This window comes from Flavobacterium urocaniciphilum (genome assembly GCF_900110615.1).
Lineage (GTDB): Bacteria > Bacteroidota > Bacteroidia > Flavobacteriales > Flavobacteriaceae > Flavobacterium > Flavobacterium urocaniciphilum.
Genome location: NZ_FOEI01000002.1, coordinates 564477 through 577251 on the forward strand (window position 1 = coordinate 564477; position 12775 = coordinate 577251).

Annotated in this window: 14 protein-coding genes; 5 read left to right on the forward strand and 9 right to left on the reverse strand. The window is 29.9% G+C overall.

Annotation, left to right across the window (positions count from 1 at the left end; genetic code table 11):
* Positions 1 to 48 precede the first annotated feature (48 nt).
* From ccsA to BMY86_RS06760, 3 genes are all read left to right on the forward strand, one after another.
* Complete coding sequence (gene ccsA, locus BMY86_RS06750) at positions 49 to 3222, forward strand: cytochrome c biogenesis protein CcsA (RefSeq protein ID WP_091466776.1); 3174 nt, start codon at positions 49 to 51, stop codon at positions 3220 to 3222.
* Between the two features lie 114 nt (positions 3223 to 3336).
* Positions 3337 to 3936, forward strand: coding sequence for a murein L,D-transpeptidase catalytic domain-containing protein (locus BMY86_RS06755; protein ID WP_091466779.1), 600 nt, complete (start codon positions 3337 to 3339; stop codon positions 3934 to 3936).
* 75 nt (positions 3937 to 4011) lie between these two features.
* Complete coding sequence (locus BMY86_RS06760; RefSeq protein ID WP_091466782.1) at positions 4012 to 4614, forward strand: glutathione peroxidase; 603 nt, start codon at positions 4012 to 4014, stop codon at positions 4612 to 4614.
* A 76-nt stretch (positions 4615 to 4690) separates the two neighbouring features.
* On the opposite strand, the gene BMY86_RS06765 is transcribed toward BMY86_RS06760, so the two are convergent.
* A complete protein-coding gene (locus tag BMY86_RS06765; protein WP_091466784.1) occupies positions 4691 to 5185 on the reverse strand; it encodes a GNAT family N-acetyltransferase in 495 nt (164 codons plus the stop codon).
* A gap of 90 nt (positions 5186 to 5275) precedes the next feature.
* On the opposite strand from BMY86_RS06765, the gene menD reads away from it, so the two are divergent.
* A complete protein-coding gene (gene menD, locus BMY86_RS06770) occupies positions 5276 to 6934 on the forward strand; it encodes a 2-succinyl-5-enolpyruvyl-6-hydroxy-3-cyclohexene-1-carboxylic-acid synthase (RefSeq protein WP_091466786.1) in 1659 nt (552 codons plus the stop codon).
* Positions 6935 to 7056: 122 nt separating this feature from the next.
* Here the strand turns inward: menD and gloA2 are convergent, their stop codons facing one another.
* The 3 genes from gloA2 to BMY86_RS06785 form a co-directional block, all read right to left on the reverse strand.
* A complete protein-coding gene (gene gloA2, locus BMY86_RS06775; protein ID WP_177177141.1) occupies positions 7057 to 7440 on the reverse strand; it encodes an SMU1112c/YaeR family gloxylase I-like metalloprotein in 384 nt (127 codons plus the stop codon).
* The gene (locus BMY86_RS06780; RefSeq protein WP_091466791.1) at positions 7433 to 7906 is read right to left on the reverse strand and encodes a DinB family protein; all 474 of its coding nucleotides are present in this window, start codon (positions 7904 to 7906) and stop codon (positions 7433 to 7435) included. The genes gloA2 and BMY86_RS06780 overlap by 8 nt, the downstream gene beginning before the upstream one ends.
* Before the next feature lie 64 nt (positions 7907 to 7970).
* Positions 7971 to 8474 carry a DUF1456 family protein gene (locus BMY86_RS06785; protein ID WP_091466793.1) on the reverse strand — a complete coding sequence of 168 codons (504 nt, stop codon included), beginning with the start codon at positions 8472 to 8474 and terminating at the stop codon, positions 7971 to 7973.
* Between the two features lie 222 nt (positions 8475 to 8696).
* Here BMY86_RS06785 and BMY86_RS06790 point away from each other — a divergent pair, with 222 nt between their 5' ends.
* The gene (locus BMY86_RS06790; protein WP_091466795.1) at positions 8697 to 9098 is read left to right on the forward strand and encodes a TerB family tellurite resistance protein; all 402 of its coding nucleotides are present in this window, start codon (positions 8697 to 8699) and stop codon (positions 9096 to 9098) included.
* Between the two features lie 41 nt (positions 9099 to 9139).
* Here the strand turns inward: BMY86_RS06790 and BMY86_RS06795 are convergent, their stop codons facing one another.
* The 5 genes from BMY86_RS06795 to rimO all read right to left on the reverse strand — a co-directional run bounded on the left by BMY86_RS06795 (position 9140) and on the right by rimO (position 12734).
* A complete protein-coding gene (locus BMY86_RS06795) occupies positions 9140 to 9616 on the reverse strand; it encodes a GyrI-like domain-containing protein (RefSeq protein WP_091466798.1) in 477 nt (158 codons plus the stop codon).
* Positions 9617 to 9692: 76 nt separating this feature from the next.
* A complete protein-coding gene (locus tag BMY86_RS06800) occupies positions 9693 to 9929 on the reverse strand; it encodes an HP1242/YdcH family protein (protein ID WP_091466801.1) in 237 nt (78 codons plus the stop codon).
* Between the two features lie 73 nt (positions 9930 to 10002).
* Positions 10003 to 10992 carry a metal-dependent hydrolase gene (locus BMY86_RS06805; protein WP_091466803.1) on the reverse strand — a complete coding sequence of 330 codons (990 nt, stop codon included), beginning with the start codon at positions 10990 to 10992 and terminating at the stop codon, positions 10003 to 10005.
* Between the two features lie 9 nt (positions 10993 to 11001).
* The gene (locus BMY86_RS06810; protein WP_091466805.1) at positions 11002 to 11361 is read right to left on the reverse strand and encodes a hypothetical protein; all 360 of its coding nucleotides are present in this window, start codon (positions 11359 to 11361) and stop codon (positions 11002 to 11004) included.
* A gap of 59 nt (positions 11362 to 11420) precedes the next feature.
* Positions 11421 to 12734, reverse strand: a complete 1314-nt coding sequence (gene rimO, locus BMY86_RS06815) for a 30S ribosomal protein S12 methylthiotransferase RimO (protein ID WP_091466807.1) — start codon at positions 12732 to 12734, stop codon at positions 11421 to 11423.
* Positions 12735 to 12775 lie beyond the last annotated feature (41 nt).

Sequence of the window (12775 nt, forward strand, 5' to 3'; positions counted from 1 at the left end):
AATTTCTATTCTGTACATTTGCACTACTTTAAAAAAAGACTGCATTTTATGTTACAAAAAATACTTTCAGGACTATATTCTACACGTTTAATGGCGATTTTATTTATTGGTTTTGCTGGCGCAATGGCAGCAGGAACTTTTATTGAAGATGCCTACAATACTGAAACAGCAAGAATTATTATTTACAATACATGGTGGTTTGAAGCTATTATGTTTTTATTTGTGATAAATTTTTTTGGAAATATCAAAAGATATCAATTGTATAAAAAAGAAAAATGGGCAACCTTGTTATTACACTTGTCGTTCATTTTTATCATTATTGGAGCATTTGTAACCAGATATATCAGTTATGAAGGATTAATGCCTATTCGTGAAGGCGAATCTTCAAATATTTTTTATTCAGACATGCCACATTTCACAGCTTTAGTAGATGGTGAATACAATGGTGAAATGAGTCGAAAAAGAATTGAAAAACAAATGTTGTTGTCTCAAGCAACAAATAATTCTTTTAATTATTCAGATAAATTTAATGAAACGCCATTCGAAATTGAATTGCAACAATTTATCATGAATGCTTCCAATACATTTGTACCATCTAAAAATGGAGATTTGTACATTAAATTAGTTGAAGCAAGTGCTGGAAGCAGAAAAGAACATTATTTAAAAGAAGGAGAATTAAAAAACATCAATAATATTTTATTTGCGTTTAATAAGTTTACGCAAGGTGCTGTAAATATTTCTAAAATTTCTGAAGCGTATACTATACAAATGCCTTTTGATGGTAATTTCATGCGAATGGCTGATAAATTTCAAGGAACTGTTTCTAAAGATCAAGCAAGTCCGTTAATGTTCCGTTCATTGTATAATGCCGGTGGAAGTCAGTTTGTATTTCCAGAATTAGCGCAAAAAGGAGAAATTGTTTTAAAATCGAATAACGATTATAAAGACAAAAAGACAGATGATGCAATTGTGGTAAAAGTAACTTCACAAGGGAAAGAAGAAATTGTAACCTTATTAGGTTCAAAAGGAAAACAAGGCGAACCAAAAAGCTTCAAATTGGGTAAATTAGATTTTACTTTAATGTACGGAAGTAAAGTTCATGAATTACCTTTCTCAATTAAATTAGAAGATTTTATTGCAGATAAATTCCCTGGTACAGAAAAAAGTTATTCTGCTTATAAAAGTAAGTTAGAAATTCAAGATAAACAGAAATCGAAAACATTTAAGGATAGTGTTTTTATGAATAATATTCTAGATTATAGAGAATACCGTTTCTTTCAAGCTAGTTTTGATCCAGATGAAAAAGGTACTGTTCTTTCTGTAAATCACGATTTTTGGGGAACTTGGATTACTTACATTGGATATTTCTTATTATACTTTGGCTTAATGGCTATTTTATTTGATAAAAACACTCGTTTTAATGATTTGAAAAAGAAATTAGATAAAATTCGTGCGAAAAAACAAGCGTTAACTGCATTGTTGTTTTTCTTCGGATTATTTGGTTTTGCACAAGATAATCATGCGGGACATAATCATGATGCTCATTCAGAGCGTATTGAAAAGCCTGCGATGCCAACCGCTGAACAATCTTTAAAACAAATTAAGAAGTTTGTAGTTTCGAAAGAACATGCGGAACAATTTGGTCGTTTAGTTATTCAAGATATCAGCGGAAGAATGAAACCGGTAAATACGTTTTCTTCTGAATTACTTCGTAAAGTTTCTAAAAATGATACGTTTGAAGGTATGACATCCGATCAGGTGTTAATTTCAATGAATCATTTTCCAGAGTTTTGGTATCAAATCCCAATCATATATTTAAAAAGAGGAAACGATAGTATTCGTAAAATTATTGGTGTAGATAAAGATGTAAAATATGCGCCGCTTATAAGCTTTTTTGATGAATTTGGAAATTATAAATTAACAAAACAAGCAGAAGATGCTTATAAAGAAGCAATTCCAAATCAGTTTCAAAAAGATTTTATCGATGCAGATAAGAAAGTAAACTTATTATATTCGGCTATTAGCGGGCAAATTTTGAAAGTTTTCCCAATTCCAAACGATAAAAATAATAAATGGGCTTCTTATTTAGAATTGAGTCATGCTACTAACACAAATTTGGATACTGTAAAAAATATCATTCCATTTTACTTTAGTGAAGCAGGTAAAGCCACCCAATCTAAAAATTATAAAAATGCAGAAAGTTTATTAAAAGGGTTGTCAAATTACCAAAAGAAATTTGGTGGTAAAGTAATGCTTTCTGAAGATAAAATAAATACAGAGATTTTATACAATAAATACGATATTTTCAAGAAGTTATTCTCTTGGTATATGTATGCTGGAGTATTAATGTTTGTTTTTGTTATCGTTAAAATATTTAGTGATAAGAAATGGGTTAATGTTGCAATAAAAGTATTTCACGGAATAATTATTTTATTATTTCTTTTACACTTAGTTGGATTAATTGCTCGTTGGTATATTTCTGGACACGCTCCTTGGTCTGATGCTTATGAAAGTATGATTTATGTAGGTTGGGCAACCATGTTTTTCGGTTTAGCTTTCGGAAGAAAATCAGAATTAACTGTTGCATCTACAACTTTTGTTGCGTCAATTATTTTAATGGTTGCACATTGGAATTGGATGGATCCAAGTATTGCCAACTTACAACCTGTATTAAATTCATATTGGTTAATGATTCACGTTGCAGTTATTGTAGCGAGTTACGGACCATTTACGTTAGGAATGATATTAGGTTTAGTTGCTTTATTCTTAATGATTTTCACAAATAAGAACAACAAAAAGAAAATTGAATTAAGCATTAAAGAAATTACCTATATCAATGAAATGGCATTAACGGTTGGATTAGTTATGCTGACCATTGGTAACTTCCTTGGAGGACAATGGGCTAACGAAAGTTGGGGTCGTTATTGGGGTTGGGATCCAAAAGAAACTTGGGCTTTAATTAGTATCATGGTTTATGCTTTTGTAATTCATGCACGTTTTGTACCAGCTTTACGCGGATTGTTTGCTTATAACTTTATGTCGGTTTTAGCTTTTGCAAGTATCTTAATGACTTATTTTGGAGTAAACTTTCACTTAAGCGGATTGCATTCTTATGCTTCTGGAGAAGAACAAAATGTAGTTTATTACGCTTACGCATTAGCAATTGTATTAGCTATTTCAGCTATTGCTTATTTTCAATTCAAAAGGTTTTATAAAAAATAAATACAGATTACAATATTTATCGCAGATTCACAGATGAAATATTTCTGAGAATCTGCGTTTTTTTTATACTAAAAATGACATATTGTCGTTTATTTCTTATAAAGCAAATCATCAATGAAATCAAAGTTAGCAGTCATTTTATCATTAATTGGAATTACTATTTTAAGTAATTTCTATTTAAAAGGGAATTCAAGTAACATAGAAAAGGAAATTTCTCGGACATCTACAAAAGCAGAAGAAATAAAATCATTTTTAAAGAAAAACACTAAGTATAACAACGATATTTTCTTTCTTTTGGATATGAAAATACCTTCTAATAAAAATCGTTTTTTTGTATATGATGCCAAGAAAAATACAATTACAGATTCAGGTTTGGTAGCACATGGTTCGGGCTCAGATACGGAAAATGGTGAATTGAAATTTAGTAATACCGATGGATCTTTAATGACATCTTTAGGAAAATATTCTATTGGAAATTCATATAACGGAACTTTTGGAAAAGCTTATAAAATGTATGGTTTAGACACGTCAAATAGTAATGCTTTTATTAGAAATATTGTGTTACATGCTCATGAAAAAATGCCGTATGAAGAACAAAAATCGCCTATAATTTTAAGTTGGGGTTGTCCAATGGTAAACGAAAAGTTTTATCTTAGAATTCAAAATATACTAGATAAATCAGACAAAAGCGTATTGATGTATATTTATTATTAATTTCAAAAAAGACATTTTTAATATATCATTAACGTAGTTTAGAATTGTTTTTACTACTTTTGAAAGAAAAACATTATGCAACTATTTCATTCATTTACAGCAGTTTTGCTTTTACTTTTTGCTTGCAACAATAATGCAAAAGTTACTTTGAATAATGATGTTCAAACTCAAAAAAATATGAAAACGACAATTGAAAAACCTTCAGTATACAATTTTAAAGTAAAAGATTTATCGGGTAACGATTTTGACTTTGCGACTTTAAAAGGAAAAAAAATAATGATTGTTAATACAGCATCTGAATGCGGATTAACACCACAATACGAACAATTACAAGCACTTTACAATAAATACAGCGACAGAAATTTTGTAATTATTGGTTTTCCAGCTAATAATTTTGGCGCTCAAGAACCTGGAACTAACGAAGAAATTGGCGCTTTTTGTAAAAAGAATTATGGTGTGACTTTTCCAATGATGTCGAAAATTTCAGTTAAAGGTGATGATATGCATGAAATTTATCAATTCTTAACTCAAAAAGCTAAAAATGGATTTGCTGATAGCGTTGTGGAATGGAATTTTCAAAAATATTTAATCGATGAAAACGGACAATTAGTGAACGTAATTTCACCAAGAACTTTGCCAAATGATAAAGATATTATCAGTTGGATAGAAGAAAAATAAGTATTTAATGGTCTGTTTTTTAAAAATCCCAAATTCCATAAAATTGGAATTTGGGATTTATTTTTTTGGAATTTCTTTATAACATTTTCTGCATGAATACAGAATGCAACCAACGATCAAATTTAAAACCTGTTTCTTTTAAAAAACCTGCTTTTTCAAAACCGAATTTTTCATGAAATGTGATACTGCTTACATTTTCAGAATCAATTACGCCAATCATTGTGTGTAAACCTTGCTTTTTGGCTAAAGCAATTAATTCGGTAAGTAACATGTTTCCAATTCCTTTCCCAATATGGTTTTTATTAGCATAAACTGAATGTTCCACTGTGAATTTATAAGCTTCTCTAAAACGAAATTCACTGTAATATCCAAATCCAACTACTTCATTATTTATTTCGGCAACAATAACTGGAAATCCCTTTTGTAATTTTTCTTCAAAAATTAATTTTTGCTGATCTAAACTTCTTGGTTTATAATCATATAGCGCAACACCATTTAATATTTGGTCGTTAATAATTTCTAATATTGCTGAACAATCTTCAGTTTGATACTTTCGAATTATTGTATTCATTGGCAAGTATTTATTTATCCAATAAAAGTATAAAAAATGTGGGTAAATTTGTAAGTTTGTAGTTGAAAAATTAATTTCAAATCACATCAATTGAAAGCCAAATTATATCCTAAAATACAACTTGCACAAGCCGTTATAGAATTATTTTTACAAAAAGAAATTCAACATATTGTTATTTCTCCAGGTTCTAGAAATGCACCTTTAACAATTGGATTTACAAATCATGAATTTTTTAAGTGTTATAGCATTGCAGATGAGCGTTGTGCGGCTTTTTTTGCCTTAGGATTGGCGCAACAATTGCAAAAGCCTGTGGCAGTTGTATGTACTTCAGGTTCGGCTTTATTAAATTATTATCCAGCTGTTGCGGAAGCGTTTTACAGTCAGATTCCTTTATTAGTAGTTTCGGCAGATAGACCACAAAGCAAAATAGATATTGGCGACGGACAAACTATTCGTCAAGAAAATGTATATGCCAATCACATTGTTTTTTCTTCTAATTTAACTGAAGAAGCTTCTAAAGAAAATGATAATTTAATTGTAAAAGCAATTGATTTAGCTATTTCTGAAAAAGGTCCAGCGCATATTAATGTGCCTTTTGAAGAGCCTTTGTATGAAACACTTTCAGAAGCTACATATTTTCCAGAGATATCAGTAAGAAATGCCAATAAACCTGATTTTAAATTGGATTCGAAATTCATTTCAGAATGGAATGCTGCATCTAAAAAATTAGTATTAGTAGGGGAGTTGGCACCTAATTCAATAGAAGAACAATATATAGAATTATTAGCGAATAATGATGCCGTTGTAGTTTTAACTGAGAAAACATCGAATTTACATCATTCCTCTTTTATTGATAGAATTGATACGTTGATTACTTCTTTTACAGAAGAAGATTTTAAAAATTTCCAACCTGACATTTTGCTAACTTTTGGTGGAATGGTGGTTTCCAAAAGAATAAAAGCATTTTTACGTAACTATAAGCCAAAACATCATTGGCATGTTGATACACATAGAGCATATGATACGTATAATGCGTTAACACAGCATTTTCAAACAGATTGTAATGGTTTTTTTAGTCAATTACAAGTTGAAAATAATGTTGTTTCTCAATATAAAAATTATATTACTTCCATTTGGGAAAATCGAAATGCAAAACATAACGAATATGTGACAAACATTCCGTTTTCTGATTTTAAAGTTTTTGATTTTTTAAGTCAGCATTTGCCTTCGAATGTACAGTTACAAGTGAGTAATAGTTCGCCAATTCGATACATACAATTAGTTGATATTGATGATTCTATAGAAGTTTTTTGTAATCGTGGAACAAGTGGCATTGATGGAAGTACTTCAACTGCGATAGGAGCTGCTTTGGTTAATAAAAAACCAACGATTTTAATTACAGGCGACATTAGTTTTCTGTATGATAGTAATGCGTTGTGGAACAATTATATTCCTGCAACTTTCAAGATTATTTTGATTAATAATAATGGCGGTGGAATTTTCAGAATTTTACCAGGTCATCAAGAAAACGAAACGTTTAATACTTTTTTCGAAACCTCACATCATTTAACGGCTGAACATTTGGCAAAAATGTATCAGATTGATTATCATACTGCAAAAGATGAAAAGGAATTGGAAAACGCTTGGAAATCATTTGTTTCAAATAATACTAAACCAGCAATTTTAGAAGTTTTTACACCAGAAAAATTGAACAATACTATTTTGTTGGATTATTTTAAGAATTTGTAAAACTTCAATATTCTAATCCCGAAATTAAGGAGATTATTCGTTGTTTTTTTTAAACATATAAGTCATATTAGTTTTTTCACTATATAGTTTATGACGCTTTGCTTGAAATAGTTCATATAAGTTTAAACTTCATACAACTCAATTGGTAATTGATCGGGATCTTCAAAGAAAGTAAATCTTTTTTGAGTGAATTCGTCTATTCGAATGGGTTCTGTTGCAATGTTATGTTTCGATAAATTTTCAATCGCCAATTCAATATTGTCCACTTCAAAAGCCAAATGTCTTAATCCACGGGCTTCTGGTTGTGAAACTCGTTCTGGTGGATTCGGAAAAGAGAATAGTTCAATACAATAATTACCATTCAACGCTAAATCTAGTTTGAAGGATTGTCTTTCTTCGCGATAGACTTCTTGCGTAATTTCGAACCCTAATATTTCGGTATAAAATTGTTTCGATTTTTCATAATCCGAACAGATAATAGCGATATGATGAATTTTTTTAAGCATTCTCAATAATTCCTTTTTTAATTAAAACGATTTGTCCTAAATGGTAATAGGCGTGTTCAATCATTGCGTCAATGTTTCTTTGATAGGTTCCGTATTTCTCATCTACAAAAACGCTATATAATTTTTCTTCGGACATTTGTTCAACATAACGGGCAAACTTTTCAGAATCGTTCCAAAACTTGCTTAAGAATTTATCCCAATCTTGTTTTGATTTCATTTCCGGAAAATCGAAACTGAATTTATCTTTAATATCAAGTGTTCCTCCTTCAAATACATTTAAAATCCCAGCAATATAATAGTGAATGTGTTGCGATAAAACGGCAATGGTATTAAAATTATGGAATTGTTGTGTTGCAATTTCCCAATCTAAATTTTCCAATTGATCTTTATAATTCGTATTGGCTATCCACGTCCCGTTTAAAATAACTTCTCGAAAACGAGCTGCAATTTGTTGTGAGTTGTTCATTCTTGGTGCTTTTTAGATACTTGTAAATATAAAAAATCCCCAAATTAGATTGAGGATTTCTGTATTATTTTTTAGGTTTACCTTGACTAAACTTAAACTTTTCAACCGGATTTTGTTTTGCAGGTTTTTTTTCTGAAAATTTCGGTTTTCCGGTATTTTTTTTATCGGTTGATGAAGATTCAGTTTTTGGTTTAAACGTTTTCTTGTCACCCGTTTTAGGTTTGAAAGCTGATTTATTTCCTGTTTTTGTGTAAGGTTTTTTCGGCTCGTAAATGTTTTTTTCTGAACGTTCTGTTTGTGGCTGGTTATCTTTATGTGATTTAATCACATCCATTGGATTTTTTGGATTTTCCTTTGTTCCACGTAAATGAATAACCAATGCATTTAAGAAATTACGCAATACTTGATCGCCACAATCTACATATTTTGGATGGTCTTCGTTTCTGAAAAAATTACCAATTTCACCTTTTGAAATACGAAAATCTACTAATTCGAAAATTTCAACAATTTGGTCGTCTCTTAATTGTAAGGCTACTCGTAACTTTTTGAATATATCGTTATTGTTCATGATTTTATTTATGGTTTGATGTTTTTAGTTTATGGTTCATTTTTCATAATTCGTTTTCACTTTGAATCTCTGTAACTCTGTAACTTTGAAACTCTGTAACTTAATTTGAAAGCTCAAAGATACGCTTTTGTTGTGGTTAATAGTTAATAATTAATTTGTTCTTGAAAAAACGCAATTAAATACTTAATTTTTTATATTTGAAAAACTTTTATGAAAAATTAAATGGATACTTATCAAGAAAGAATTAGTTTGTTGCAAGAAATGATTTCCTTTGCTTTAGTAGATGGAGAATTACATGATAGAGAGTATGATTTTATTGAAATAGTAGCTCAAGAATTGGGAATTGCAAAAGAAGTTTTATTAGAATTATATGCTAATAAAGCAGAAATTAAAGTAATAAAAGACGAATTTCATAGAATTTGCCAGTTTTATCGTTTGGCTTTATTAATGCAAAGCGATGGTATTTTACACGATAGAGAAAAGATCAAAATCAACGAAATAGGAATCAATATGGGTTTAAATCCATACGCCATGAAACGTGTGTTAAAAGCGATGGAAGATTCGCCAAATAGTATGGTTGACGGGCAAAGTTTATTGGCAATGTTTAGCGAGCAGTTGAATTAACAATTTTAAGAACCAAGTGAAAAGTTTTTTTTACTGAAAACTTAAATAATCGGTACCCAAACTTCTTCTTCACTTTCTGGGTTGTCGTGACCTAAATAATTATCACCTAAAACTTCAAAATGAGGTCGAGCATCTAATTGATAACCAGAATTGGGTAACCATTCGCCATAAATGTATTGTGCGGTTTTTACAAACATTTCTGAATTACCTTTGTGTAAAAACACAGCATATTTCCCGCCAGTTAATTCTAGTTTTTCAAAACCATCTGGAATATTTTCATAGTCTTTTACTTCAACCGAAGCCCATTTTGTAAATTCTGAAAAAGGAGTGAAGTGAGTAAAATAATCTTCTGGATATTGTTGTAATGAAAATAAATCAGCACTTACTGCATTGGTTATTTCTTTTAATCTTGGCATGAATTTTTTCCAAACTTCTTGGGTTTTATTATCTGCTAAAGACATTTTTATGGAATAACCGATAAGTTTTTTGGAAGGAATTGTTACTATTTTAGGCGTCATATTCAAATGTAAAATTCAAATATATAAAAAATCCCTACAAATGGTTTGCAGGGATTCTATCAAAAAAAAAATTCTATTAATTATTCATTAAAAACTGATAGATTTCATCTTTTAAATGAACTCTTTTAATTCTTAAATCGTTTAAAGTTTCGTCGGTAGCCGGTTCGGCATCACATTCAATTCTGTAAATTTCATGATCTAAAGTGTCAAATTCATGAAACAGTTTTTTAAAATGTGAATTTTCGATTTTTAAATTATTAACTTTTTCTTCGAATTCTGGAAACTCAAGGGTTAAATTGTGTCTTGTTATCATACTAGTTGTTTTTAATTTCTATATCAAATTTCAGATATTTAAAACAAAATAAATATGATAAATGTCAGTTACTTTAAATTCCTTTGATTCTTTTCCATAATTTAGAAAAGATTTCACCATAATTGGTTATTTCTTTATTTTCGGTATAATACGTACCATCTTCTTTGAAGACTAATGGAAAGAAAAATTCTGCTTTATTGTTTTCTAAGCTAATTGGCCCGAATTTTGTACCATAGATACACATTCTTCCGTTTTCCTTACGTGCTAATTCGTATCCTTGTGTAAAATTGAAAAAGGGTTGTAATGCTTCAATTTTTTTCTTTTCTTCAATGAAAGCGATATCATTTTTTTCAAAGTGAAAATGAGTTGGGTAATTTTTATCTAATAAACTGTATTCGCTATAATATAATCCCTCTTTGGTTTTTATAATTGCTTCCCAAAGTATTGTATTAAATGGAGTAGGTACGATTTTTATCTTTTCGTAGGAAATGTTTTTTTCTTCTAATTGCTTAATGAAAATATTCTTCACGTATAAATTTACAGCTAATCCATACAGTAAATAACCCGTTGAAAGGAGTAAAGATATTTTAATTACTTTTTGTCTATTTGGATTCGATTTTTTCATGATCCAAAGCATGATGCATGCAATTAATAACCAAATGGTATATAGAGGGTCAATAACAAACACGTTATCTAACGAGTAAAAATCTTTAGTTAATGGATAAAGAATTCTTGTTCCGTAAGTGGTACAAATATCTAATAAAGGATGCGTGAATAAGGATAAAAAACATGCCCAAACCCAAGAAATGTAACTCGATTTATACTTGTTGGAAAGTATTTTTCCGAAAAGTAAACTCAATATAATGGAGAAAAATATGGAATGGGAAAAAGCTCTATGTATGGATAATTGTTGTATGCTGTCAAAAAACGGATTCAATAGAACGTCTAAATCGGGTATGGTTCCTAAAACAGCACCAAAAACTAATGATTTTTTGCCTATTTCTTTGTCTTTAATGACAGCAAAAGTAATTGCGCCTAATACAACTTGAGATAATGAATCCATACTAAAAGTTTATTTTACTTCAATTAAAAATTCATGTTTGTATAATTTACCTTTTTTGCCTCTAAATGCAATTGAAAGTAAATATTTACCATTATTAAGTTTTTCACTAATAGGATTTACTGTCCAAATGGAACTATTTTTTTCAGCTCCTTTTTTAATTCTTAAATTATGACCAGCAGCACTTAAATTAACTTGTTCAATGTTTTTAGTGATGATTTTAAATTGATTTTCTTTACCAAGTTCTAAATAATCTTTTTCTAATTTAACTTCAATAGAATATATTCCTTCTTTATAAATTAAATTACTTTTCTCTTGTGCTAATATTACATTTGAAAACAAGAATACTAAAGCAAAAATTAAGTTTTTCATGGTCAGAATGGTTTTAAATATTTAAATCGGTACGTAAATCCAAAATCTCAATTCGAAAATTAAGCAATTGGTTCAGCGTACAAGTCGAATTCTGTAGCGTCAATGATTTTTAAATCAACAAAATCACCTGTTTTTAAATAGAATTTTGTAGCGTCAATTAATACTTCATTATCTACGTCTGGACTATCAAATTCTGTTCTTCCAATAAAGTGTTGTCCTTCTTTTCTGTCGATCACACATTTAAAAGTTTGTCCGATTTTTTCTTGATTCAATTCCCAAGATATTTGAGCTTGAATGTCCATAATTTGAGCGGCACGATCTTGTTTTACTTCTTCAGGTACATCATCCACTAAATTGAAAGCATGTGTGTTTTCTTCGTGAGAATAAGTGAAACATCCTAAGCGCTCGAAACGCATTTCTTCCACCCAGTTTTTCAAGATTTGGAAATCTTCTTCTGTTTCACCTGGATAACCCACGATTAAAGAAGTTCTGATGTTCATTTCAGGAACTATTGCTCTAAATTCGTTGATTAATTTAGTTGTTTTTTCTTGAGTAGTTCCACGACGCATCGATTTTAAAATGCTGTCAGAAATATGTTGTAAGGGAATATCTAAATAATTACAAATTTTTGGTTCGCGTTTCATTAATTCTAAAACGTCCATAGGGAAACCAGTAGGGAAGGCGTAGTGTAAACGAATCCATTCAATACCTTCAACTTTTACTAAGTTTTCTAAAAGCTCTGCTAAGTTTCTCTTTTTGTATAAATCTAATCCGTAATACGTTAAATCTTGCGCGATTAAGATTAACTCTTTTACGCCGTTTTTAGCCAATTTTTCAGCTTCAATTACTAAATGCTCAATTGGAGTCGATTTGTGTCCACCTCGCATTAAAGGAATGGCGCAAAAACTACAAGGTCTGTCGCAACCTTCAGCAATTTTTAAATAGGCATAGTTTTTTGGAGTAGTTGTTAAACGTTCTCCAATTAATTCGTGTTTGTAATCGGCACCTAATGCTTTTAATAATAAAGGTAATTCAGTTGTTCCGAAAAACTGATCGATATTCGGGATTTCTTTTTCTAAATCAGGTCTGTAACGTTCCGATAAACATCCTGTTACGAATACTTTGTCTACTAAACCTTGTTCTTTTTTATCGGCATATTCTAAAATCGTATTTACCGATTCTTCTTTCGCATTATCAATAAAACCACATGTGTTAATTACGATGATATTACCTTCGTCTTTAACTGCTTCGTGTGTAACTTCTTTTCCGTTGGCACGAAGTTGTCCCATTAAAACTTCACTATCATATACGTTTTTAGAACAACCTAAAGTAATGACGTTTATTTTATTTTTCTTTAAAGACTTGGTTCTCATGATTTTGAGGTTTAATTTAAAATGAGTGCAAAATTAATAAA

What these genes read in the sequence shown, in the direction of transcription:
- BMY86_RS06805 (WP_091466803.1), bottom strand. Translation starts at nt 10,992, where the DNA reads ATGGATTCATTATCTCAAGTTGTATTAGGCGCAATTACTTTTGCTGTC.
- BMY86_RS06780 (WP_091466791.1), bottom strand. Translation starts at nt 7,906, where the DNA reads ATGAACAACTCACAACAAATTGCAGCTCGTTTTCGAGAAGTTATTTTA.
- gloA2 (WP_177177141.1), bottom strand. Translation starts at nt 7,440, where the DNA reads ATGCTTAAAAAAATTCATCATATCGCTATTATCTGTTCGGATTATGAA.
- BMY86_RS06795 (WP_091466798.1), bottom strand. Translation starts at nt 9,616, where the DNA reads ATGACGCCTAAAATAGTAACAATTCCTTCCAAAAAACTTATCGGTTAT.
- BMY86_RS06785 (WP_091466793.1), bottom strand. Translation starts at nt 8,474, where the DNA reads ATGAACAATAACGATATATTCAAAAAGTTACGAGTAGCCTTACAATTA.
- ccsA (WP_091466776.1), top strand. Translation starts at nt 49, where the DNA reads ATGTTACAAAAAATACTTTCAGGACTATATTCTACACGTTTAATGGCG.
- BMY86_RS06755 (WP_091466779.1), top strand. Translation starts at nt 3,337, where the DNA reads ATGAAATCAAAGTTAGCAGTCATTTTATCATTAATTGGAATTACTATT.
- BMY86_RS06760 (WP_091466782.1), top strand. Translation starts at nt 4,012, where the DNA reads ATGCAACTATTTCATTCATTTACAGCAGTTTTGCTTTTACTTTTTGCT.
- rimO (WP_091466807.1), bottom strand. Translation starts at nt 12,734, where the DNA reads ATGAGAACCAAGTCTTTAAAGAAAAATAAAATAAACGTCATTACTTTA.
- BMY86_RS06810 (WP_091466805.1), bottom strand. Translation starts at nt 11,361, where the DNA reads ATGAAAAACTTAATTTTTGCTTTAGTATTCTTGTTTTCAAATGTAATA.
- BMY86_RS06765 (WP_091466784.1), bottom strand. Translation starts at nt 5,185, where the DNA reads ATGAATACAATAATTCGAAAGTATCAAACTGAAGATTGTTCAGCAATA.
- BMY86_RS06800 (WP_091466801.1), bottom strand. Translation starts at nt 9,929, where the DNA reads ATGATAACAAGACACAATTTAACCCTTGAGTTTCCAGAATTCGAAGAA.
- BMY86_RS06790 (WP_091466795.1), top strand. Translation starts at nt 8,697, where the DNA reads ATGGATACTTATCAAGAAAGAATTAGTTTGTTGCAAGAAATGATTTCC.